At 31.6% G+C, this 21,776-nt stretch carries 20 protein-coding genes; 11 read left to right on the top strand and 9 right to left on the bottom strand.

Going from position 1 to position 21,776, the window contains the following annotated elements; translation table 11 throughout:
* The first annotated feature begins 14 nt into the window (after nt 1-14).
* The 3 genes from ABWO04_RS03275 to ABWO04_RS03265 all read left to right on the top strand — a co-directional run bounded on the left by ABWO04_RS03275 (nt 15) and on the right by ABWO04_RS03265 (nt 5,432).
* Nucleotides 15-1,397: a peptidylprolyl isomerase gene (locus ABWO04_RS03275; RefSeq protein WP_353077274.1), complete on the top strand. Its 1,383-nt coding sequence runs from the start codon at nt 15-17 to the stop codon at nt 1,395-1,397.
* Between the two features lie 44 nt (nt 1,398-1,441).
* Nucleotides 1,442-2,395, top strand: a complete 954-nt coding sequence (locus ABWO04_RS03270) for an AAA family ATPase (RefSeq protein WP_353077272.1) — start codon at nt 1,442-1,444, stop codon at nt 2,393-2,395.
* 259 nt (nt 2,396-2,654) lie between these two features.
* A complete protein-coding gene (locus ABWO04_RS03265; RefSeq protein WP_353077270.1) occupies nt 2,655-5,432 on the top strand; it encodes a bifunctional aconitate hydratase 2/2-methylisocitrate dehydratase in 2,778 nt (925 codons plus the stop codon).
* A 67-nt stretch (nt 5,433-5,499) separates the two neighbouring features.
* On the opposite strand, the gene ABWO04_RS03260 is transcribed toward ABWO04_RS03265, so the two are convergent.
* Nucleotides 5,500-6,603, bottom strand: coding sequence for a lipoprotein N-acyltransferase Lnb domain-containing protein (locus ABWO04_RS03260; protein WP_353077268.1), 1,104 nt, complete (start codon nt 6,601-6,603; stop codon nt 5,500-5,502).
* 68 nt (nt 6,604-6,671) lie between these two features.
* Nucleotides 6,672-7,745, bottom strand: coding sequence for a putative type IX sorting system protein PorV2 (locus ABWO04_RS03255; RefSeq protein WP_502903962.1), 1,074 nt, complete (start codon nt 7,743-7,745; stop codon nt 6,672-6,674).
* A 113-nt stretch (nt 7,746-7,858) separates the two neighbouring features.
* On the opposite strand from ABWO04_RS03255, the gene ABWO04_RS03250 reads away from it, so the two are divergent.
* Nucleotides 7,859-8,599, top strand: a complete 741-nt coding sequence (locus ABWO04_RS03250) for a CDP-alcohol phosphatidyltransferase family protein (protein ID WP_353077266.1) — start codon at nt 7,859-7,861, stop codon at nt 8,597-8,599.
* Nucleotides 8,599-9,441: a GH25 family lysozyme gene (locus tag ABWO04_RS03245; RefSeq protein WP_353077264.1), complete on the top strand. Its 843-nt coding sequence runs from the start codon at nt 8,599-8,601 to the stop codon at nt 9,439-9,441. Before ABWO04_RS03250 ends, ABWO04_RS03245 begins: the two co-directional genes overlap by 1 nt.
* Here ABWO04_RS03245 and ABWO04_RS03240 read toward each other — a convergent pair.
* The 5 genes from ABWO04_RS03240 to ABWO04_RS03220 form a co-directional block, all read right to left on the bottom strand.
* Nucleotides 9,434-9,667: a DUF5808 domain-containing protein gene (locus ABWO04_RS03240; protein WP_353077262.1), complete on the bottom strand. Its 234-nt coding sequence runs from the start codon at nt 9,665-9,667 to the stop codon at nt 9,434-9,436. The two genes, ABWO04_RS03245 and ABWO04_RS03240, sit on opposite strands and share 8 nt — an antisense overlap.
* Before the next feature lie 204 nt (nt 9,668-9,871).
* A complete protein-coding gene (gene lptB, locus ABWO04_RS03235; RefSeq protein WP_353077260.1) occupies nt 9,872-10,642 on the bottom strand; it encodes an LPS export ABC transporter ATP-binding protein in 771 nt (256 codons plus the stop codon).
* A gap of 97 nt (nt 10,643-10,739) precedes the next feature.
* A complete protein-coding gene (locus tag ABWO04_RS03230; protein ID WP_291241067.1) occupies nt 10,740-11,093 on the bottom strand; it encodes a carboxymuconolactone decarboxylase family protein in 354 nt (117 codons plus the stop codon).
* On the bottom strand, nt 11,093-11,923 hold the full coding sequence (tatC, locus tag ABWO04_RS03225; RefSeq protein ID WP_291241068.1) for a twin-arginine translocase subunit TatC: 831 nt from the start codon (nt 11,921-11,923) through the stop codon (nt 11,093-11,095). The genes ABWO04_RS03230 and tatC overlap by 1 nt, the downstream gene beginning before the upstream one ends.
* Nucleotides 11,923-12,888 (bottom strand): KpsF/GutQ family sugar-phosphate isomerase, encoded by a 966-nt coding sequence (locus ABWO04_RS03220; RefSeq protein WP_353077259.1) that lies wholly within the window; start codon nt 12,886-12,888, stop codon nt 11,923-11,925. Before ABWO04_RS03220 ends, tatC begins: the two co-directional genes overlap by 1 nt.
* A 121-nt stretch (nt 12,889-13,009) precedes the next feature.
* Between ABWO04_RS03220 and recQ the strand changes: the two genes are divergently transcribed.
* Nucleotides 13,010-15,205 carry a DNA helicase RecQ gene (gene recQ / locus ABWO04_RS03215; RefSeq protein WP_353077257.1) on the top strand — a complete coding sequence of 732 codons (2,196 nt, stop codon included), beginning with the start codon at nt 13,010-13,012 and terminating at the stop codon, nt 15,203-15,205.
* Nucleotides 15,206-15,266: 61 nt separating this feature from the next.
* Here the strand turns inward: recQ and ABWO04_RS03210 are convergent, their stop codons facing one another.
* On the bottom strand, nt 15,267-15,521 hold the full coding sequence (locus tag ABWO04_RS03210) for a hypothetical protein (RefSeq protein WP_353077255.1): 255 nt from the start codon (nt 15,519-15,521) through the stop codon (nt 15,267-15,269).
* A gap of 59 nt (nt 15,522-15,580) precedes the next feature.
* Between ABWO04_RS03210 and ABWO04_RS03205 the strand changes: the two genes are divergently transcribed.
* The 5 genes from ABWO04_RS03205 (at nt 15,581) to ABWO04_RS03185 (ending at nt 21,394) form a co-directional block, all read left to right on the top strand.
* The gene (locus ABWO04_RS03205) at nt 15,581-16,630 is read left to right on the top strand and encodes a DUF2891 domain-containing protein (protein ID WP_353077253.1); all 1,050 of its coding nucleotides are present in this window, start codon (nt 15,581-15,583) and stop codon (nt 16,628-16,630) included.
* Nucleotides 16,631-16,662: 32 nt separating this feature from the next.
* A complete protein-coding gene (locus tag ABWO04_RS03200) occupies nt 16,663-18,225 on the top strand; it encodes an NAD(P)/FAD-dependent oxidoreductase (RefSeq protein WP_353077252.1) in 1,563 nt (520 codons plus the stop codon).
* Nucleotides 18,226-18,282: 57 nt separating this feature from the next.
* Entirely contained in the window at nt 18,283-18,807 is a 525-nt protein-coding gene (locus ABWO04_RS03195; protein ID WP_353077250.1) for a GNAT family N-acetyltransferase, read from the top strand.
* Nucleotides 18,808-18,813: 6 nt separating this feature from the next.
* Nucleotides 18,814-19,854 carry an endolytic transglycosylase MltG gene (mltG, locus tag ABWO04_RS03190; protein ID WP_353077248.1) on the top strand — a complete coding sequence of 347 codons (1,041 nt, stop codon included), beginning with the start codon at nt 18,814-18,816 and terminating at the stop codon, nt 19,852-19,854.
* Nucleotides 19,855-19,954: 100 nt separating this feature from the next.
* The gene (locus ABWO04_RS03185) at nt 19,955-21,394 is read left to right on the top strand and encodes an APC family permease (protein WP_353077246.1); all 1,440 of its coding nucleotides are present in this window, start codon (nt 19,955-19,957) and stop codon (nt 21,392-21,394) included.
* Between the two features lie 52 nt (nt 21,395-21,446).
* Here ABWO04_RS03185 and ABWO04_RS03180 read toward each other — a convergent pair.
* On the bottom strand, nt 21,447-21,776 hold a 330-nt coding region (locus ABWO04_RS03180), incomplete at its 5' end, for a hypothetical protein (protein WP_353077244.1).

Raw genomic sequence — 21,776 nt, 5'->3', positions numbered from 1 at the left:
AACAGAAATAAACAATGATGCCAATACAAACAATGATTTCGAAATTCACAAATAAAACCAATCTTTTAGCGTTTGCTTTTTTACTTTTTTCAACAATTACTTTTGCACAAAAAAAGCAAAAAGTGGACGGTGTTGCAGCCGTTGTAGGAAATTACATAGTTTTAGATTCTGATATAGATTTAATGCTTTTAGAATTAAAAACGCAAGGTGTAGATACTGAAAAAATCACACGTTGCGAATTGTTAGGTAAACAACTTGAAGATAAATTATATGCGCATCAAGCAGTACAAGATAGTATTGTGGTTACTGATGAAGAAATAAATTCTTTTATGGATAGCCAAATGAATACTATGGTGGAACAAATTGGTTCTAAAGAGAAATTGTTTGAATATTATAAGAAAAAAGACGAAGAAGACTTTAGAAGTTATTTTTTCGAAATTATCAAATTAAATAAATTAACGTCGCAAATGCAACGTAAAATTGTTGATGAAATCACAGTAACACCAGATGAAGTAAAACAATTTTTTAATAAAATTCCTGCCGATAAAATTCCAACTATTGGTGCAGAAATTGAATTGTCTCAAATTGTAGTGAAACCAGTAATTTCTAAAGAAGACAAGCAAAAAGCGATAGATAAATTAAAAGAAATTAGAAACGATGTAATTAATAACGGCGGTAGTTTCTATAGTAAAGCTGTAATTTATTCTGAAGATCCGGGTTCCAGCTCAAACGGTGGATATTATAAAATGAATAAAAAAACACAGTTTGTAAAGGAATTTAAAGATGTCGCTTTTCGTATGAATGAAGGAGAAATATCAGAACCTTTTGAAACAGAGTTTGGTTTTCATATTATTTTTGTAGAAAAAATTATTGGTCAAGATATAGAATTGCGTCATATTTTAGTGAGTCCAAAAGTAACATCAAAAGCTGTAAAAGAGGCTTCGGATAAAATTGATGGAATCCGCGAAAAAATTCAAAAAGGTGAAATTACGTTTGAAGATGCTGCCAAAGCTTCTTCTGATGATAAAGAAACTAAAAACAACGGTGGACTTTTACTTAATCCGCGTACTTCAGAACCTCGTTTTGAAATTTCAAAATTAGATCCTGCTTTATATAATCAAATAAATGGTTTGGTTCAAGGTGAAATGTCTAAAGTACTTTTAGATCAAGAAAGACAAGGAACAAAGTTTTTTAAAATACTTAAAGTAAATAAAAAAACGGAAGAACATAAAGCAGATTACGGTACAGATTACATCAAAATTAAAGAATTAGCACTTTCTGATAAACAATATCAAGAAATTGGAAAATGGATGGCTGAAAAAATCGAAAAAAACTATATAAAAGTAAGTAACGATTATAAAGAATGTACTTTTGAAAATAATTGGCTAAAAAAATAACCCTTTACTAAATACCTTTTATCCTAAACCCTTTACCCAAAAAGATGTCAGACGTAGCAGCAATTGAAAAATTAGTAAGCAAACAAAAGCAATTGAAACAAGAAATTGCTAAAGTTATTGTAGGTCAAGATGAAGTAGTAAATCAAATTGTTTTGAGTGTTTTTTCTGGCGGACACGCTTTGTTAGTAGGTGTTCCTGGATTGGCAAAAACGTTAATGGTAAATACTATTTCCGAAGCTTTAGGGTTGCATTTTAAACGCATTCAATTTACGCCAGATTTAATGCCTTCAGATATTTTAGGAAGTGAGATTTTAGATGAAACGCGAAATTTTAAATTTATAAAAGGTCCGATTTTTTCCAATATTATTTTGGCAGATGAAATTAACAGAACGCCACCAAAAACACAAGCCGCTTTATTAGAAGCAATGCAAGAAAAATCGGTTACAGTTGCAGGGCAAAGTTTTAAATTAGATTTACCATTTTTTGTTTTAGCAACTCAAAACCCTATTGAGCAAGAAGGAACCTATCCGTTGCCAGAAGCGCAATTAGACCGTTTTATGTTTGCCATAAATTTAGATTATCCAACTTTTGAAGAAGAAGTTCAAGTAGTGAAAGCGACAACTTCAGATTTGAAAACAACAATAAATCCATTGTTTACTGCAGAAGAAATTATTTCTTATCAGAATTTAATTAGAAAAATTCCTGTTACAGATAATGTAATTGAATATGCTGTAACATTGGTTTCAAAAACCCGACCAAATAATCCTTTAGCGCCTGATTTTGTTAAAAATTATTTAGATTGGGGAGCAGGTCCTCGTGCGTCTCAAAATTTAATTTTAGCAGCCAAAACCAATGCGGCTATTAATGGAAAATTTTCGCCAGATATTGAAGATGTTCAAGCCGTAGCTTTCGGAATTTTACGCCACCGAATTGTCAAAAATTACAAAGCTGATGCCGAAGGAATTTCAGAAGAAGACATCATTAGAAAACTATTTTAACATCAGTCCTTTTTGTTAATTTGACAAAATACACTACCGTTTTTTTCGAATTTCGTAGTTTAATTTACTTAAATTAAGAATTCCTAAATAATCACTCTTTTTTTGTTTTATTTTTGAATTAAATTCATTAAAATAGAATAATTACAAATAATAATTTCGGGAATATCGTTTTTTATTATAAATTTTTTAATCTAAAAAGAATTGGTTAAATTTGTATCAGTTTTAAAACAGATTAATAAATTATCATAATAATTTTGATATGGAAACAAATATTTATAAAGAATACATCAAAGAAATTGAAGAACGAAAAGGCCAAGGATTGCATCCAAAACCAATTGATGGTGCTGATTTACTTAAAGCGATCGTTTCTCAAATAAAAGATGTAACAAACGAAAATAGAAAAGATTCACTTACGTTTTTTATCTACAATACGTTGCCAGGTACTACAAGTGCAGCAGTTGAAAAAGCAAATTTCTTAAAAGAAATAATTCTTGGCGAATCTGTAGTTAATGAAATTACTCCTGCATTTGCATTTGAGTTATTATCTCATATGAAAGGTGGGCCTTCTATAAAAGTATTGCTTGATATCGCTTTAGGTAACAATTTAGATATTGCAAAAGAAGCTGCAAACGTTTTAAAAACGCAAGTATATTTATATGATGCAGATACAGATCGTTTAAAAGAAGCGTATAAAAATGGAAATGCAATTGCTACAGAAATTTTAGAAAGTTATGCTAAGGCAGAATTTTTTACGAAACTTCCTGAAATTGCAGAAGAAATACAAGTTGTGACCTATATAGCAGGTGAAGGTGATATTTCTACAGATTTACTTTCTCCAGGAAATCAAGCCCATTCACGTTCTGATAGAGAATTGCACGGAAAGTGTATGATTACACCTAAAGCACAAGAAGAAATTAAAGCCTTACAAGCTCAACATCCAGACAAATCTGTAATGTTAATTGCAGAAAAAGGAACAATGGGCGTAGGTTCATCACGAATGTCGGGTGTAAATAACGTGGCGCTTTGGACTGGTAAACAAGCGAGTCCATATGTACCATTCGTAAATTTTGCACCAATTGTTGCAGGAACAAACGGAATTTCTCCAATTTTCTTAACGACAGTTGATGTTACGGGTGGTATTGGTTTAGATTTAAAAAACTGGGTTAAAAAGACGGATTCAAACGGAGAAGTTGTTCGTAATGAAAGTGGCGACCCTGTTTTAGAACACGTATATTCTGTGGAAACAGGAACGATGCTTACTATCAATACAAAAACAAAAAAATTATACAATGGCGATAAAGAATTAATTGATATTTCTAAAGCCTTCACACCTCAAAAATTAGAATTTATTAAAGCTGGTGGTTCATATGCTATTGTTTTTGGTAAAAAAATTCAAACTTTTGCAGCTGAAACACTTGGTGTCGAAGCGCCATTAGTATATGCGCCTTCAAAAGAAATTTCAATTGACGGACAAGGTCTTACAGCTGTTGAAAAAATATTTAATAGAAATGCAGTAGGTACGCTTTCTAAAAAAGTATTACACGCGGGTTCTGATGTTCGTGTAGAGGTAAATATTGTAGGTTCGCAAGATACAACAGGTTTAATGACAGCTCAAGAGTTAGAATCTATGGCTGCAACAGTAATTTCTCCAATTGTAGATGGTGCGTATCAATCGGGTTGTCATACTGCGTCAGTTTGGGATAAAAAAGCACAAGCAAATATTCCGAAATTAATGCAATTTATGAACGATTTCGGATTAATTACGGCTCGTGACCCTAAAGGCGTTTATCATCCAATGACAGACGTTATTCATAAAGTTCTTAATGATATCACTATTGACGAATGGGCTATTATTATTGGTGGCGATTCGCATACACGTATGTCTAAAGGTGTTGCCTTCGGAGCCGATTCAGGGACTGTGGCGTTAGCTTTAGCAACAGGTGAAGCGTCTATGCCAATTCCAGAATCTGTAAAAGTAACGTTTAAAGGTACCATGAAAACATATATGGATTTTCGTGATGTAGTTCATGCTACTCAAGCACAAATGTTACAGCAATTTGGTGGTGAAAATGTGTTCCAAGGTAGAATTATTGAAGTGCATTTAGGAACTTTAACGGCTGATCAAGCGTTTACATTTACGGATTGGACAGCAGAAATGAAAGCTAAAGCATCTATTTGTATTTCTGAAGATGATACTTTAATTGAATCGTTAGAAATTGCAAAAGGAAGAATTCAAATTATGATTGATAAAGGAATGGACAATCATAATAAAGTGCTTCAAGGATTAATTAATAAAGCAAATAAACGAATTGCTGAAATTAAATCAGGTGATAAACCAGCTTTAAGACCAGATACAAATGCAAAATATAGCGCAGAAGTTGTTGTAGATTTAGATGTAATCGCAGAGCCTATGATTGCTGATCCAGATGTAAATAATAAAGATGTTTCTAAACGATATACACACGATACGATTCGTCCATTATCTTTTTATGGAGGAACCAAGAAAGTAGACTTAGGATTTATCGGATCTTGTATGGTACACAAAGGAGATATGAAAATTTTAGCTCAAATGCTTAAAAATGTGGAAGCACAAAAAGGAGAAGTTAAATTTAATGCTCCCTTAGTAGTAGCGCCACCAACCTATAATATTGTTGACGAATTAAAAGCAGAAGGCGATTGGGAAGTATTACAAAGATATTCTGGTTTTGAATTTGATGATAATGCTCCAAAAGCTGCAGCTCGTACAGAATACGAAAATATGTTATATTTAGAGCGTCCAGGTTGTAATTTATGTATGGGTAACCAAGAAAAAGCTTCAAAAGGAGATACGGTTATGGCTACTTCAACTCGTTTATTCCAAGGAAGAGTAGTGGAAGATACTGCAGAGAAAAAAGGAGAGTCTTTATTATCTTCAACTCCAGTAGTAGTCTTATCAACAATTTTAGGAAGAACGCCAACCATTGAAGAATACAAAAAAGCAGTAGAAGGTATTAACTTAACTAAGTTTGCGCCTTCGCATAAATTATTAACGAATTAATTTATAGTACTAATAAACGAAAAACGCCAAGTGAAAGCTTGGCGTTTTTTTGTGATATAATTATAAACTATTCAATTTTTATTTTTCTTTCCTTTAGTACAATTTTAATCAACCAAAATAGGTGCAACGCAATTATTGGTAGTACTATGATTACTTGCACTTTGTTTACAATATAAGCCAAATAAACCATTGTGAACGCCATACAAATTTGACCAAATAAAATAGTTTTTCGAGTATTCTTTTTCCAATAAAAATAAGCAAACAACAACAATAAAGGATTGAATAATAATATGTTGTAATTCCATAGAATTTCTTCGTGTAACGAATAAAACCCCACTAAACTAAAAAATAATCCTAATAACCCTGCGAAAATGAAATAGATAATTTGTATGCCTTTTTTGTTTATTAAAATCAAAATTACAATCGCAGCTAATAATGAATAAATAGAATTTAAGTAGGAAAACGGCGTTGTGACGGTTTGTTCATTTAAAATTTCAGAAGGTTTTGCGGTTTTTTTTCCATTTTGAGTTGCAGTATTTAATACTTTTTCAAATTCTAAAGGTAAAAATAGGCGAGTAGCGAGTTGGTCTACTTTCGTTCCAAAGATAATTTGAATACCCAATTTCATATAAAAATCCGACATATACGGATACAAAATTTCTCTGTAACTTTGATTTGATTTAGGTTGCTTTAGAATTTCTTCGCCTAAAATTTTATTTATTTTATCTACAACCATTGTTGTGCAATTTTTATCAATAAATTTATAGGTATAAAAACGTTCTTCGGAAGTTAAACTACTGTTGAGTTCATTCAAAAGTTGTTGTTTTTGTGCTGTAGTTAAATTTAATTCTTGTGCAACAATACTTCTTCCGTCTAGTTTGTAATTATATTCAAAATCGTAGTAATTTTCGCTTGTTACAAAATATTGTAAATCACCTTTTACAAATTTCATCATAAAATTTGGTGTCGAAAAATCAAAAGCACCATAATTATACACCACGTCAATTTTATTTACATTATCTGTAATTCGAATTCCTGTATGTCCATACATTGCGTAAGAAACAGGCGCCGTTCCGCAAGTTAAAATACTAACTTTAGCATTGTCTGATAAAATTACGTTTTGCGAAAAACTAATAATAGGTAGTAATAAGAAAAGTAATTTTTTTAGCATATTATATGTGTTTTTAACGACTAATAAAAGTCTAATATCTATATTCTATTCTCTATATTCTCAAAAAATTATCTTCTAAAAATTCCTAAATCCACTTTTACAGAAAACACATTAGAATATAGCGCCGCACTTTGATTTCCTAAATCAGTTAAGGCGTAATCTACTTGAATACCTTTGTATTTAAATCCTAAACCAATGTTAGGTTGAAAACTCATTTTATTTGTATTATCAATTTGTGTAATTTGTTGAAAATTACCAACACCAGCACGTAAAAAAGCCAAATCAATATATCCGAATTCCAAACCAATGGCAGGACTAATACTTACCATACTTGTAGAAATAATATCATTTGTTTGTGCAAATTCCATATTCAAGTTGGCTGCGGTTGTTAAAGTGTAATCGTAATGAAATTCGAATTTTTTAGACAAACCAAATTGTGCTTTTGGTAACGTAATTTCACTGGTTTCAGGTAATTCTTGGTTTTCACCTGGAACCGCATTTTTTATTTTCTCATATTCTTCTTCGTTTATGGTCCAAGTATTGTATGTGGTAGTGATGTCTCGTAACATTAAACCAAATTTCCAATCGTTTTTATTTTGAAATTGTAAGCCTACATCAAATCCAAAACCCCAAGAAGAGGCAAAATCGCCAATAATTCTTCGAATTACTTTGGCGTTTACTCCATAATTAAAACCTTGAACGGGTAATTTTCTGGCGTATGAAAACGTTACCCCATAATCGGCAGTAGAAAAAAGTGAAATTCTGTTGTAATCAATATTTCCTTGACTGTCAATTAATTGTGTAGTGTTTAAAATGTCATCCACACCAAAACGAATTAAAGAAATTCCCCAAGCGCTTCGGTCGTCAATTGGCATAGCAAAACCCGCGTAATCATATTGTGCAATATTTGCAAAATAATTCGCGTGCATTAAAGCAATTTGTTTGTCTTCCAATTGTAAAATTCCAGCTGGATTCCAATATCCTGAATTTACATCCGAAGTTTGTGCCGTTACCGCATTACTCATTCCTAACGCTGCCGCATCCACTCCAATGTTTAAAAATTCGTTGGAATATTTACGAATAGTTTGTCCGAAAAATGACGTGGAAGTCAGCAACCCGATGAATACTATTATTTTTTTCAAATCATTTAAATCTAACAACAAATATCATAATTTCTTCTTTAATAAACTCAAATTCTTTCATTTTATTGTTTACATTTGCTATAGAAAATTCATAATAAAAAAAACATTACTTAATGAGTATCAAAAAACACATTCCAAATACTATCACTTTGTTGAATTTATTAGCAGGTTTATTGGCTTTAATTCACGCGTTTAACGGGAATTATAATGAAGCTTTTTCATTGGTTTGTTTGGGAATTTTCTTTGATTATTGGGATGGTTTTTTCGCCAGAATTTGGAAAGTACAAAGCCCAATTGGTTTACAATTGGATTCTTTAGCAGATATGGTGACAAGTGGCGTGGTGCCAGGATTGGTAATGTATAAAATGTTAGCAGATATTCAGGAAAACCAATCGCAATATAATTTAACAGAAGACACCTATTATATGGGTGTTGTACCGTATTTTGGATTTTTAATCACTTTAGCGTCTTGTTACAGATTGGCTAAATTTAATGTAGATTCGCGTCAAACGGAATCGTTTATTGGTTTGCCAACACCAGCAAATGCTTTGTTAATTATGAGTATTCCAATGATTCAGTTTCATTCGGAATTTGAATGGTTGGTTGATTTTTTAAGTAATCCTTATGTTTTAGTTGGAGTTACAGTTTTAAGTTCGTATTTATTAAACGCAGAAATTCCTTTATTTTCTTTAAAAGTGAAGAGTTTTAGCTGGGAAAAATATAAAATGCAAGTCGTATTTTTGATTATTTCATTGATTTTAATTGTCTTGTTAGAATTTATCGCCATTCCAATTATCATTTTATTATATGTGATTTTATCAGTTTTGTATAATACGATTCATAAGAACGTGTAATGGCAACCAGGAGAAAATATACTTCTAAAAGAAAAAAACAAACTTTAATTAGTCCGAAATCTTTCAAATGGATTCTTGGACTTTTTTTGTTATTGTGTACGATTGTTTTCGTGTATCAGAAAAAAGATATGTTTTTATATTATTTGGGATTTAAAACTAAAAACAACGAATTAACTGCAAATCAAAGAAAACTTGAAGATGCTCGAATAAATGATATCGTAGCCAATCACGAAGGTAAAATTTTTGGTATAGATGTTTCTCAGTATCAAGGTACTATTGATTGGGAAAATCTTGAAGCTATTGAAGAACAATTTGAAATTAAGTTTGTAGTGGTTCGGGCTACAGCCGGAAGTAAAAAAGTAGATAGAAATTTCAAGAAAAATTGGAAAAATTTATCATCAACTGTTTATATTCAGGGTGCTTATCATTATTACCGTCCAGATGAAAATTCGACAGATCAAGCCAATAATTTTATTAAGAATGTCAAATTACGAAAAGGACATTTACCACCAATTTTAGATATCGAAAAGATGCCAAAAGGGCAATCTATGAACAAATTAAAAGAAGGATTACAAAATTGGCTAACAATAGTAGAAAAAGAGTACGGAGTGAAACCGATAATATATACGGGTGAAAAATATTATGAAGATTTTTTGCGAGACGATTTCCCTGACTACTTATTTTGGATAGCAAACTACAATCCTTGGAAAGAAAAAATTGAAGATGATTATTTGATGTGGCAATTTACAGAAAAAGCCCAACTTCATGGCGTTAATGAATTAGTTGATGTCAATGTTTTCAACGGAAACGTAGCTGATTTGAAGAAAGTCTGTATTAAATAACCCATTTTTTGGGTAAAAATGCCGTTAGAAACAGAATTAAAAAGACAATAGCAATTAATAACGCAACAGATTTTGAATTGGCAAAGTTTGTGGTCCAACCCATCCAAGCTTCTCTTTTTGGAGGCAATAATCTTTCGTCTTCTGGATTATAATAAAACACGCCACATTTCCAATTATTTGGGTCTTTGCGCCAAACATCTAATTGTTCTTTTGATGGATTTTTCATATGATATAGGTACGCGGATGATGCGGATTTTAACCGATTTATAAAGATTTTTTAATCTTTGCTTTTGCTTATAAATTTGTATAAGGAAGATATTTCACTACGTCTTAATGACGAATTAAACACAATTTTGTCAATTACAGTTGAGACGCTTTCAGCGTGACAAACGTGGTGTGAAAAATAAATTCTATTTGTCTATGTGTTTAGTTACTTATCTAACTCAACTTCTTTTGAAGCATTAAAGTCGATTTTTGTTTTTCTTAATTCGAAATTTTGACCTAAATATACACGTCTTACCATTTCGTCTTCTACTAATTCTTCTGGTTTTCCTGCTTTTAGGATACCACCTTCGAACATTAAATAGGTTTTGTCTGTAATGGCTAATGTTTCTTGCACATTATGGTCGGTTATTAATATTCCGATGTTTTTATTTTTTAATTGTGCTACAATTCTTTGAATATCTTCCACCGCAACTGGGTCAACTCCTGCAAACGGTTCATCTAATAAAATGAACTTTGGATCCGTAGCTAAACAACGAGCAATTTCTGTTCTTCTTCGTTCGCCACCTGATAATAAATCACCACGGTTTGTACGAATATGACCTAATGAAAACTCTTCAATTAAGCTTTCCATTTTGACTTCTTGTTCTGCTTTGGTCAAATTTGTTAATTGTAAAACCGACAGAATATTGTCTTCGATGCTTAATTTTCTAAAAACCGATGCTTCTTGCGCCAAATACCCAATTCCATTTTGTGCACGTTTGTACATAGGAAAATCGGTAATATTCATATCGTCTAAATAAATATTTCCAGAATTTGGTTTTACTAAACCTACAATCATATAAAATGAAGTCGTTTTTCCAGCACCATTTGGGCCTAATAAACCCACAATTTCGCCTTGGTTTACTTCAACAGAAATGCCTTTTACAACGCTTCTTTTCTTATATGTTTTAACTAAATTTTCGGCTCTTAATTTCATTTTTTCTATGAGTTTCTAAGTAACTAAGTTACAAAGTGGCTAAGTTATTTTTTACAAATAAACGAATATTCAAATAAACGATTATACAAATTAACAATTATTTAGTTCCTGCTTCTTCTAACGCTTCCCAAAACTCATAAGCTCTACGCAAATGTGGGATTACGATTGTTCCACCAACTAAAGTGGCAATACTCATAGCTTCCATCATTTCTGTACGATTTACTCCGTTTTTATAGGCAGTTTCTAAATGATATTTAATACAATCATCACAACGTAAAACCGCTGAAGCTACTAATCCTAATAATTCTTTAGTTTTCACATCAAGCGCACCTTCGCTATATGCGTTGGTGTCTAAGTTGAAAATTCTTTTAATTACTTTATTATCATCTGCTAATAATTTTTCATTCATTTTAGCACGATAGTCGTTAAACTCGGAAATTAAATCACTCATTATATTGTGGTTATTGATTTGTTGTTTTTCTTAAAGATAAAAGCACTTATAAATATACTTATTTCGTAAAGTATAATTAACGGGATTGTGACTATAACTTGACTAATTACATCTGGTGGTGTTACAATTGCAGCAATAATTAAGATAATTACATACGCCCATTTTCTGTATTCTCTTAAAAAGGAAGGGGTTACCAACCCTAAAGTGGATAAAAAATAAATAATAATTGGTAATTCGAAAATTAAACCAGTAGCTAAAGTAGTAGTTTTTACAGTTCCGATATAAGAATTGACATTAATATCATTTTTAATTACATCAGAAACGGTAAATGTTGATAAAAAATTCAACGATAAGGGTGTTAATACAAAATAACCAAATAACACGCCTAAAAAGAATAATAAAGAAGAAATAACTATAAATTTTACCGCATTTCTTTTTTCTTTTTTATACAAAGCTGGACTAATGAAATTCCAAAATTGTAATAAAATATAAGGAAAACTTATGATAAATCCTGCAGTAATACACGTCCAAACTAATAAAGAAATTTGCCCTTCAATTTCGGTATTTTGAATGCTAAAATTCAGAGTAGCATCGCAAAAACTTTTGTCTAAATCATATTTATTTGCCAAATCACAAAAAAACTGATAGGTAATAAAATCACCTTTCATAGGTCCGAAAATGATGGTTTGAAAGATAAAATCACTAAAAACCCAAGCAATTGCACCTCCTGTTAAAATAGCAGCCGAACTTCTCACTAACAACCATCTTAATTCCTCAAGATGATCTAAAAAAGTCATTTCGTTAATGTTTTTTTTGTTCTTTTTTGCCATTATACAATTCCTTCTTTTAAAATATCGTGTAAATGCAACACACCTTTGTATGTTCCATTGTCAATCACCATCAATTGTGTAATTTTATTATCTTCCAATACATCTAAAGCTTCTGAAACTAAAACCGTTGAAGCAATTGATTTTGGATTTTTGGTCATAATATCTTGTGCAGTTAAATCTGAAAACGAATCTCTATCAGTCAACATTCTTCTAATGTCACCATCAGTAATAATTCCAATTACGTTATCATTTTCAACAACAGCCGTAACGCCTAATCGCTTTTCAGAAATTTCCATAATTACTTTTTTTATAGAAGCATTTGGAGCTACTTGCGGCGCGTGTGTAGTATCTAACATATCTTTCACACGTAACAATAATTTTTTACCCAAAGCGCCACCTGGATGATATTTGGCAAAATCTTCTGCTTGAAAACCTCTCATTTTCATCAAACAAATTGCTATGGCATCACCTAAAACCAATTGCGCAGTGGTGCTATTTGTAGGAGCTAAACCAAGCGGACAACTTTCGTCATCTACGTGAGCTAGTAAAACCAAATCGGAAGAAGTAGCTAAAAAAGAACTTGGATTAGCCGTCATTCCAATTAAAGTAGTACCAAAATTTTTGATAATTGGCGCCAAAACTTTAATTTCAGGGCTATTTCCACTTTTTGAAATACATAAAACAACGTCGCCTTTTTGAATCATTCCTAAATCGCCGTGAATGGCTTCAGCAGCGTGTAAAAATATAGATGGTGTGCCTGTAGAATTTAATGTTGCTACAATTTTCTGAGCAATAATGGCACTTTTTCCAATACCAGTAACTACTAATCGTCCTTTGGAATCGAAAATTAATTGAACCGTTTTGGCAAAATCTTCAGTAAGATATTGTGTAAGTTTCGCAATACTTTCACTTTGAGACAGGATAGATTGCTTTGCGTTTTCTAAGATAGTTTGTGTTGTATTCAAAATTAAATGAATTATATTTTTGTTTTTAAAGAATAGTTGTATCTTTATGATTGCAAATTTAGACAAAATTCAAATAATAATTGTCTAAAATTATTTGTTTATAAGTTCAACCCATTATTTCATGAAAGAACAGAATATAGATTTATACAAAGAGTTAAAAAAATACTTTGGATTTTCACAATTTAAAGGTTTACAAGAAAAAGTAGTTACAAGTATTATTTCTGGTAATAATACCTTTGTAATTATGCCAACAGGTGGAGGTAAATCATTATGTTATCAATTGCCTGCATTGGTTTTAGACGGAACGGCTATTGTGGTTTCTCCACTTATTGCTTTAATGAAAAATCAAGTTGATGCCATTAGAAGTATGGGGTCTGATGTTGGCGTAGCTCATGTTTTAAATTCTTCATTAAATAAAACAGAAGTCAATCAGGTAAAAGCAGACATTTTATCTGGAAAAACTAAAATGCTATACGTAGCCCCTGAATCATTAACAAAAGAGGATTACATTCAGTTTTTAAAAACAGTAAAAATATCCTTCGTAGCCATTGATGAAGCACATTGTATTTCAGAATGGGGACATGATTTTAGACCAGAATACAGAAATTTAAGAAGTATTATTAAGCAATTAGGTGATGTGCCAATTATTGGACTTACTGCAACGGCAACTCCTAAAGTACAAGAAGATATCTTGAAAAACTTAGATATGCCTAATGCCAATACGTTTAAAGCTTCTTTTAACCGACCAAATTTATATTACGAAATACGTCCGAAAACAAAAAATGTTCAAGGTGATATTATACGATTTATTAAGCAACACAAAGGAAAATCAGGTGTTATCTATTGCTTAAGTAGAAAAAAAGTGGAAGAAATTGCACAGGTTCTACAAGTAAATGGAATTTCTGCAGTGCCTTATCATGCCGGTTTAGATGCGAAAACTCGTGCCAAACATCAAGATATGTTTCTTATGGAAGATGTAGATGTGGTGGTGGCAACTATCGCTTTTGGTATGGGAATTGACAAACCCGATGTGCGTTTTGTAATTCATCACGACATTCCAAAATCATTAGAAAGTTATTATCAAGAAACAGGAAGAGCAGGAAGAGATGATGGAGAAGGAATTTGTTTGGCGTATTATTCGTATAAAGATATTGAAAAGTTAGAAAAATTTATGTCTGGAAAACCAATTGCTGAACAAGAAATTGGTTATGCTTTATTACAAGAAGTGGTAGCTTATGCAGAAACTTCTATGTCAAGAAGAAAATATTTACTTCACTATTTTGGAGAAGAATTTGACGAAGTTAATGGCGAAGGAGCCGATATGGATGATAATGTTAGAAATCCAAAAGTTAAAACAGAAGCTCAAAATCAGATAGTTACTTTGCTAAAAGTAATTAACGATACGAAACAGTTATTTAAATCTAAAGAAGTTATAATGGCTTTAGTAGGTAAAATTAATGCCATTATTAAAGCACAAAAAATTGATACCTTAAAAACATTTGGAAGTGGTGCTAAGCATGACGAAAAATACTGGATGGCATTAATTCGTCAGGTTTTAGTGGCAGGATTAATTTCAAAAGACATTGAAAGTTATGGTGTTTTAAAAGTAACTCAAGCTGGACAAGATTTTATTGAAAAACCATATTCATTTATGGTGGCAGAAGATCATGAGTTTAGTGAAGAAGAAGATGAAAATATCATCGCAGCAGCAAAAGCAACAGGAACTGCCGATGCAGTATTAATGTCTATGCTAAAAGATTTACGTAAAAAAGAAGCCAAAAAACATAATGTCCCACCGTTTGTAGTGTTTCAAGACCCTTCTTTGGAAGATATGGCCCTTAAATATCCAATTACCATTGACGAGTTAAGCAACGTTCACGGTGTAGGAGAAGGTAAGGCAAAGAAATTCGGAAACCCGTTTATTGAATTAATTTCAAGATATGTAGATGAAAACGATATTATTCGTCCAGATGATTTAGTGGTAAAATCAACAGGTGCTAATTCTATAAATAAATTGTACATTATTCAAAATATCGATAGAAAATTAGCCTTAGATGATATTGCTTCAGCTAAAGGTCTAAAATTTGACGATTTGCTTAAAGAAATGGAACAAATTGTATTTTCTGGAACCAAATTAAATATCAAATATTGGATTGATGATATTTTAGATGAAGAGCAACAAGAAGAAATTTACGACTATTTTATGGAATCCGAATCGGACAATATAGAAAACGCACTTAAAGAGTTTGATGGGGAATATGATACCGAAGAATTGCGATTAATGCGAATCAAATTTATAAGCGAAGTAGCGAATTAAAAATGTAGTCAAAAGTCGAAGATCGAAAGTCATAAAGTAACTTATAGATTTACTTTCGACTTTAAGACTTTCGACTTTCGACTAAATAAACCTCTCCTCGATGTGGTCGTAAAGCATCTCTAAAAATAATCATATCGGCTTCTTCTACAACTAAATAGGCAATAGCGTACATTTCGTTTAAAATTTCAAAGCCAGTAATTTTTAATATGTAATTTTCTTTATCTAAAAATTCTTTCAGATGAATTTCATGATGTTCCGCTGTTTTAGCAGCAGCTTGTCCACGAAAATCCCATATTAGTTTTATTTGTCTGTTCATAATTATAAAATAAAAATCAAAGGTAAGTTTTTAGTACTTTTGAAAAAATGAAATTCACTATGAAATTAATATTTTCTTTTCTTTTTTTTGGAACTTTGACTTTTTCGCAACAACTTACTTCGGAACAAGCCAATCATTTATCGACTTTACCAATTAAATGTTTGCAACAAGAATATCCAAATAAGTTAAATCAATTACTTCTTAATACTACAGAATTGTTATCGCCTAAAGAGCTACATCCTGCATTTTATGGCTGTTTTGACTGGCATTCTTCTGTACATGGGCATTGGAGTTTAGTGTATTTGCTAAATAATTTTCCTGAAATTGGAAACAAAGAAATTATTCTTGAAAAATTAAAAATAAATCTTTCTAAAGAAAACATTCAGCAAGAAATGAATTACTTTTCTAAGCCTCATGAAAAATCGTATGAGCGGACTTACGGTTGGAATTGGCTTTTAAAACTTCAATTAGAATTGGAAAAATCTAAATTAAATTCTACTCTTGAATTGGCAAATAATTTAAAGCCGTTATCTAATTTAATTATTCAGCGGTATATCGAATTTTTGCCAAAACTTTTATATCCTGTTCGTGTTGGCACACATAATAATACCGCATTTGGCTTATCAAACGCATGGGATTATGCTGTTTATTCTAATAATATAGAATTACAAAATAGTATAAAGACACATGCCATAAGATTGTTTAAAAATGATGTGAATTGCCCTTTTGACTGGGAACCAAGCGGAACTGATTTTTTATCTCCATGTATGGAAGAATTGGGATTAATGCAACGTATTTTACCAAAAAATGAGTTTTTAAATTGGTTAAAAAAATTCGCACCGAAGATGTTTTCTAAAAATTGGAATTGGGAAACCGCTAAAGTATCTGACAGAACAGATGGTCATTTGGTGCATTTAGACGGCTTAAATTTTAGTAGAGCATGGAATATGTATGCTTTAGCCAAGGCGTATCCAAAATTATTTTCTCATTTAGTTCCAATTGCCAATCATCATTTGAATTTTTCGTTACCTTCAGTAGTAGATGGAAATTATGAAGGCGAACATTGGTTAGCTTCATTTGCTTTACGAGCATTTGAAGAGAAAAAGTAAATCTTTTGTACATTTGCAAATAAATTAAATCCATGCCTCGCGAACTACTTATTCAAGTTTCTCCAGAAATGGCGAATAACGAACAAATGTTATATCAATATGTTTCTAAATTGGTACATACTTCTGTTGCCGATTTACAAAAAATTGTAATTCTTAAACGTTCCATTGATGCGCGTCAAAAAGCCATTAAATTTAATTTAAAACTAAATATTTATTTTAAAGATGAGGAGTTTACGGAATCTATAATAGAATTACCAAATTATCCTAATGTTACTAATAAACAAGAAGTTATAGTTGTTGGTGCAGGTCCTGCTGGATTATTTGCCGCTTTGCAATTAATCGAATTAGGTTTAAAACCAATTGTTATAGAACGCGGTAAAGAGGTTCGAGGCAGACGTAGAGATTTAAAAGCAATAAATGTTGATGGAATTGTAAACGCGGATTCTAATTATTGTTTTGGAGAAGGCGGAGCAGGAACGTATTCTGACGGAAAATTATACACACGTTCCAAAAAACGCGGTGATGTAGATAGAATTTTACAATTATTAGTAGCTTTTGGTGCAACCGAAGAAATTTTAGTAGAAGCACATCCACACATCGGAACCAATAAATTACCTCAAATTATTCAAGATATTCGAGAAAAAATTATAGAATGTGGCGGACAAGTTTTGTTTGAAACTCGAGTTACAGATATTTTAGTTAAAAATAATGAAGTAGACGGAATTGTAACGCAAAATGGAGAAACGATTTATGCTAAAAAAATCATTTTAGCAACAGGACATTCGGCACGTGATATTTTTGAATTGCTTCACAAAAAAGATATTTTTATTGAAGCAAAACCATTTGCATTAGGCGTTCGAGCGGAACATCCGCAAGAGTTGATTGATAAAATTCAATATTCTTGTGATTACCGAGGTGAATTTTTACCACCATCGCCATATTCAATTGTAAAACAAGTAAATGGTCGCGGTATGTATTCGTTTTGTATGTGCCCAGGCGGTGTAATTGCGCCTTGTGCCACAGCCGAAGGCGAAGTAGTCACAAATGGTTGGAGTCCAAGTAAACGAGATCAAGCCACTGCCAATTCTGGAATTGTAGTCGAGTTACGTTTGGAGGATTTTAAACCTTTTGAAAAATTTGGACCTTTAGCAGGAATGGAATTTCAAAAAGCTATTGAACAAAAAGCTTGGCAATTGGCTGGAAAAACACAAAAAGTTCCCGCACAAAGAATGATTGATTTTACACAAACAAAAGTTTCGGCAGCCATCCCAAAAACATCATATGTTCCCGGTACAACCTCTGTAGAATTAGGCGAAGTTTTACCGACGTTTTTAACACAAACGCTTCGTGAAGGTTTTTCTGCATTTGGAAAATCTATGAAAGGTTATTTAACAAATGATGCCATTTTACACGCTCCAGAAAGCAGAACATCCTCACCAGTTCGAATTCCAAGAGATAATTTTACATTAGAACACGTTCAAATCAAAGGATTATATCCTTGCGGAGAAGGCGCGGGTTACGCAGGAGGAATTATTTCTGCTGCTATTGATGGCGAAAAATGTGCATTGAAAATTGCAGAAGCATTAAGTAATTAAAATAAACTTTGCGAACCTTGCGAAAACCTTAGCGTCTTTGCGGTAAAAAAAAACTCTATGACATTAAAAGGACAAAATATTCATTTAAGAGCTCTCGAACCCGAAGATTTAGATTTTCTATACGAAATAGAAAACAACGAATCGATTTGGGAAGTGAGCAATACACAAACACCCTACAGTAAATGGGTGTTGAAAAACTATTTAGAAAACGCACATTTGGATATTTATGAAGTAAAACAATTGCGATTGGTAATTGTGCTTTCAGAAACCAATGAAACAGTTGGATGCATAGATTTATTTGATTTTGATGCGAAAAATAGTCGTGCTGGAATTGGAATAATAATTTCGGAAAACTATAGAAATCAAGGTATTGGAAAAGAAACCTTGCAATTGATTTCCAATTATGCTTTCACTAATTTGAATTTACATCAATTATTTGCAAATATTACTGTAAATAATGAAGCCAGTTTATTGCTTTTTAGTAATTTTGGGTTTCAAAAAATAGGCATTAAAAAAGACTGGAACAATATAAAAGGTGCTTTTGTAGATGAAGCGCTTTTTCAATTCATAAACGTAAAATAAAAAATTTTGGAAGCGAAAAAATTATTCTTAAGAATTATAAGTATAGGAGCGGCTCTTATAATTATTAGTGGTGGATATGTAATAAATAAAGCCTTTACAGGTAATACAAAATTTGAACAAGAGGAAGTTTTTGTATATGTTCCAACGGATTCAAAATACGAAGATGTAAAGAAAATATTAGCGCCTTATATTGAAAATCAATCTAAAATTGATTGGGTTGCTTCAAAAAGAAACTATGATTCAAATGTAAAATCAGGAAAATTTTTACTTAAAAAAGGAATGAGCAGTTTTAGTATTGTTCGTGCGTTACGATTAAATACTCCTGTGAAATTAGCTTTCAATAATCAAGAAAAAGTACAAGATTTATTTGTGAGAATTGCCTCTCAAATTGAGCCTGATACTACAAAATTGAATGAAATTTTCACAAATGATACTTTTCTACAAGAAAACGGTTTGAATAAAGATAATGTAATGTCGTTTTTTATTCCGAATAGCTACGAATTTTATTGGAACATTTCACCTGAAGAATTTGCAGAGAAACTTACAAAAGAATATAAAAGATTTTGGAATGATAGCAGATTAGCGAAAGCCAAAGCCTTAAATTTAACTCCAGCTCAAGTGTATACTTTAGCTTCAATAGTTCACAAAGAAACTGCAAAAGCAGATGAAAGACCAAAAGTTGCGGGTGTGTATTTAAACCGATTAAAAAAAAATATGCCATTACAAGCTGATCCAACCGTAATTTTTGCCTTGAAACAAAAATCAAATGATTGGAGTTTAGTAGTAAAGCGCGTAATGCATAACGATTTAATTGTAAATTCACCTTACAATACATATAAAAACACGGGTTTGCCACCAGGACCTATTTTTATGCCAGATGTTTCGGCAATTGATGCGGTTTTAAATCCAGAAAAACACAACTACTTATATTTTTGTGCCAGTGTAGAAAAATTTGGATATCACGAATTTGCAACAGATTATAATGCACATTTAAAAGTGGCTGCAAAATATGCAGATTGGGTAAAAAAGCAGAATTATAAGCGATAACAAGAATTGAAGAATAGAAAAAGGTGTAGAATGTACAATTTTACACCTTTTTTTATTTTCCTTACTTTCTTTTTTTATCTTTATCAAAACTATAATTTATATGGAAAATAAAACTGAATTTAAAAAAGAATTGGGATTGTTAAATGCAACAAGTTTAGTTGCAGGTTCAATGATAGGTTCTGGAATATTTATTGTAACCTCAATAATGGCAAGAGATATTGGTGGTGCAGGTTGGATTTTATTAGCTTGGATTTTAACTGGATTTTTAACGCTTGCCGCAGCTTTGAGTTATGGTGAATTAGCAGGTATGATGCCAAAAGCCGGAGGACAATATGTGTATATTCAGCGTGCGTATGGCAAAATGATGTCGTTTTTATATGGTTGGACTGTTTTTACAGTGGTTCAAACCGGAGTAATTGCAGCTGTAGCAGTAGCTTTTGCTAAATATACCGCTATTTTCTTCCCAATACTAAGTGATACATTGCTTGAAATTGGTACATATAAAATTCAATACCAACAATTGTTAGCCATTTTGAGTATTGTTGTGCTAACAATTATCAATAATCAAGGTGTAAAAAGCGGTAAAAATCTACAATTTGTTTTTACGGCAGCTAAATTATTCGCATTATTTGCTTTAATTGTATTTGGTTTATATGTCGGTTTACAATCTGATACATTAGCAAATAATTTTACAGATATGTGGTCGGCAACAAAAACAACAGTTGTTGATGGCAAAATCACTACTGAAGTATTAACTGGCTTTGCAATTATTGGAATGCTGGGGTTTACAATGATTAATTCATTGTTTTCTTCTGACGCTTGGAACAATATTACGTTTATTGCTGGAGAAATTAAAGAACCGCAGAAAAACATTCCAAAGAGTTTGTTTTTAGGAACATTAATAGTAACAATTATTTACTTACTTGCCAATTTAGCTTATTTTTCATTATTACCTTTAAATGGAAATCCATTAGCTGATGACTTTTTAGGGCAAGGTATTAAATATGCTAACGAAGATAGGTTGGGAGCGAGTGCGGCTTCTGTTATATTCGGAAATGCTGGCGTTTTTATAATGGCCGGTTTAATTATGATTTCTACTTTTGGTTGTAATTCGGGTTTAATATTAGCTGGCGGACGCTTGTTTTATGCGATGAGTAAAGACGGCTTATTTTTTAGAAGCGCTGGAGAATTAAATAAAAATCAAGTGCCAGAAAAAGCACTTTGGATGCAATGTATTTGGGCCTCGATATTATGTTTATCTGGAAAATATGGCGATTTACTAACGTATGCTACTTTTGCCAATTTATTATTTTATGTTTTAACCATTTACGGTATATTTATTCTTCGTAAAAAAGAACCCGATACACCAAGACCCTATAAAGCTTTTGGGTATCCGTTTGTTCCTGTTTTATACATAATACTGATTTCTATAATAAGTATTATATTACTTATTTACGACACTAAAAATACAGGATTAGGTTTGTTTATAGTGTTAGTAGGTATACCAATTTATTATCTCACACAGAAGAAACAAGAATAATTAAAAAGACCCAACATATTTAAATAATTTGTTGGGTCTTTTTAAACAAAAATTAATTTTTAGCTAAAGCATATGAAATTGGTGATTTTGTTTTTGGTTCCATATAAATTTCCGTATATCCGTTTTTCCACTCTACTTTTTCGTAATAAAAATCAATAGAAGTTAAGTTTCCTTTTACTGTGATAACACAATTTCCAGTAATATTTGCTTCATCACCTTCCACAGTATATTTCATATTATCTTTTATTCTGTTTTCAAGAAATAAACTTAGAATTTTTTCAGCAATTTCTTTCCTAATATTCATCTTAGCATTAAAAGTGCTCACTATAATTGTTCCTTCATCAGTTGTTGAAATTATTTCAATACTGTTTTGACCATAGTT

The sequence above is a fragment of the Flavobacterium sp. genome (genome assembly GCF_040382755.1).
GTDB lineage: Bacteria > Bacteroidota > Bacteroidia > Flavobacteriales > Flavobacteriaceae > Flavobacterium.
The sequence above is the reverse complement of the archived record's forward strand: the minus strand, read 5'-3'. Positions and strand labels throughout refer to the sequence as shown.

Bases quoted from the DNA above. Each gene is read 5' to 3' on its own strand.
- ABWO04_RS03270 (WP_353077272.1), top strand. From the start codon at position 1,442: ATGTCAGACGTAGCAGCAATTGAAAAATTAGTAAGCAAACAAAAGCAA.
- recQ (WP_353077257.1), top strand. From the start codon at position 13,010: ATGAAAGAACAGAATATAGATTTATACAAAGAGTTAAAAAAATACTTT.
- ABWO04_RS03245 (WP_353077264.1), top strand. From the start codon at position 8,599: ATGGCAACCAGGAGAAAATATACTTCTAAAAGAAAAAAACAAACTTTA.
- ABWO04_RS03275 (WP_353077274.1), top strand. From the start codon at position 15: ATGATGCCAATACAAACAATGATTTCGAAATTCACAAATAAAACCAAT.
- ABWO04_RS03240 (WP_353077262.1), bottom strand. From the start codon at position 9,667: ATGAAAAATCCATCAAAAGAACAATTAGATGTTTGGCGCAAAGACCCA.
- tatC (WP_291241068.1), bottom strand. From the start codon at position 11,923: ATGGCAAAAAAGAACAAAAAAAACATTAACGAAATGACTTTTTTAGAT.
- ABWO04_RS03195 (WP_353077250.1), top strand. From the start codon at position 18,283: ATGACATTAAAAGGACAAAATATTCATTTAAGAGCTCTCGAACCCGAA.
- ABWO04_RS03205 (WP_353077253.1), top strand. From the start codon at position 15,581: ATGAAATTAATATTTTCTTTTCTTTTTTTTGGAACTTTGACTTTTTCG.
- ABWO04_RS03260 (WP_353077268.1), bottom strand. From the start codon at position 6,603: ATGCTAAAAAAATTACTTTTCTTATTACTACCTATTATTAGTTTTTCG.
- ABWO04_RS03230 (WP_291241067.1), bottom strand. From the start codon at position 11,093: ATGAGTGATTTAATTTCCGAGTTTAACGACTATCGTGCTAAAATGAAT.
- ABWO04_RS03210 (WP_353077255.1), bottom strand. From the start codon at position 15,521: ATGAACAGACAAATAAAACTAATATGGGATTTTCGTGGACAAGCTGCT.
- ABWO04_RS03265 (WP_353077270.1), top strand. From the start codon at position 2,655: ATGGAAACAAATATTTATAAAGAATACATCAAAGAAATTGAAGAACGA.
- ABWO04_RS03185 (WP_353077246.1), top strand. From the start codon at position 19,955: ATGGAAAATAAAACTGAATTTAAAAAAGAATTGGGATTGTTAAATGCA.
- ABWO04_RS03250 (WP_353077266.1), top strand. From the start codon at position 7,859: ATGAGTATCAAAAAACACATTCCAAATACTATCACTTTGTTGAATTTA.
- lptB (WP_353077260.1), bottom strand. From the start codon at position 10,642: ATGAAATTAAGAGCCGAAAATTTAGTTAAAACATATAAGAAAAGAAGC.
- ABWO04_RS03200 (WP_353077252.1), top strand. From the start codon at position 16,663: ATGCCTCGCGAACTACTTATTCAAGTTTCTCCAGAAATGGCGAATAAC.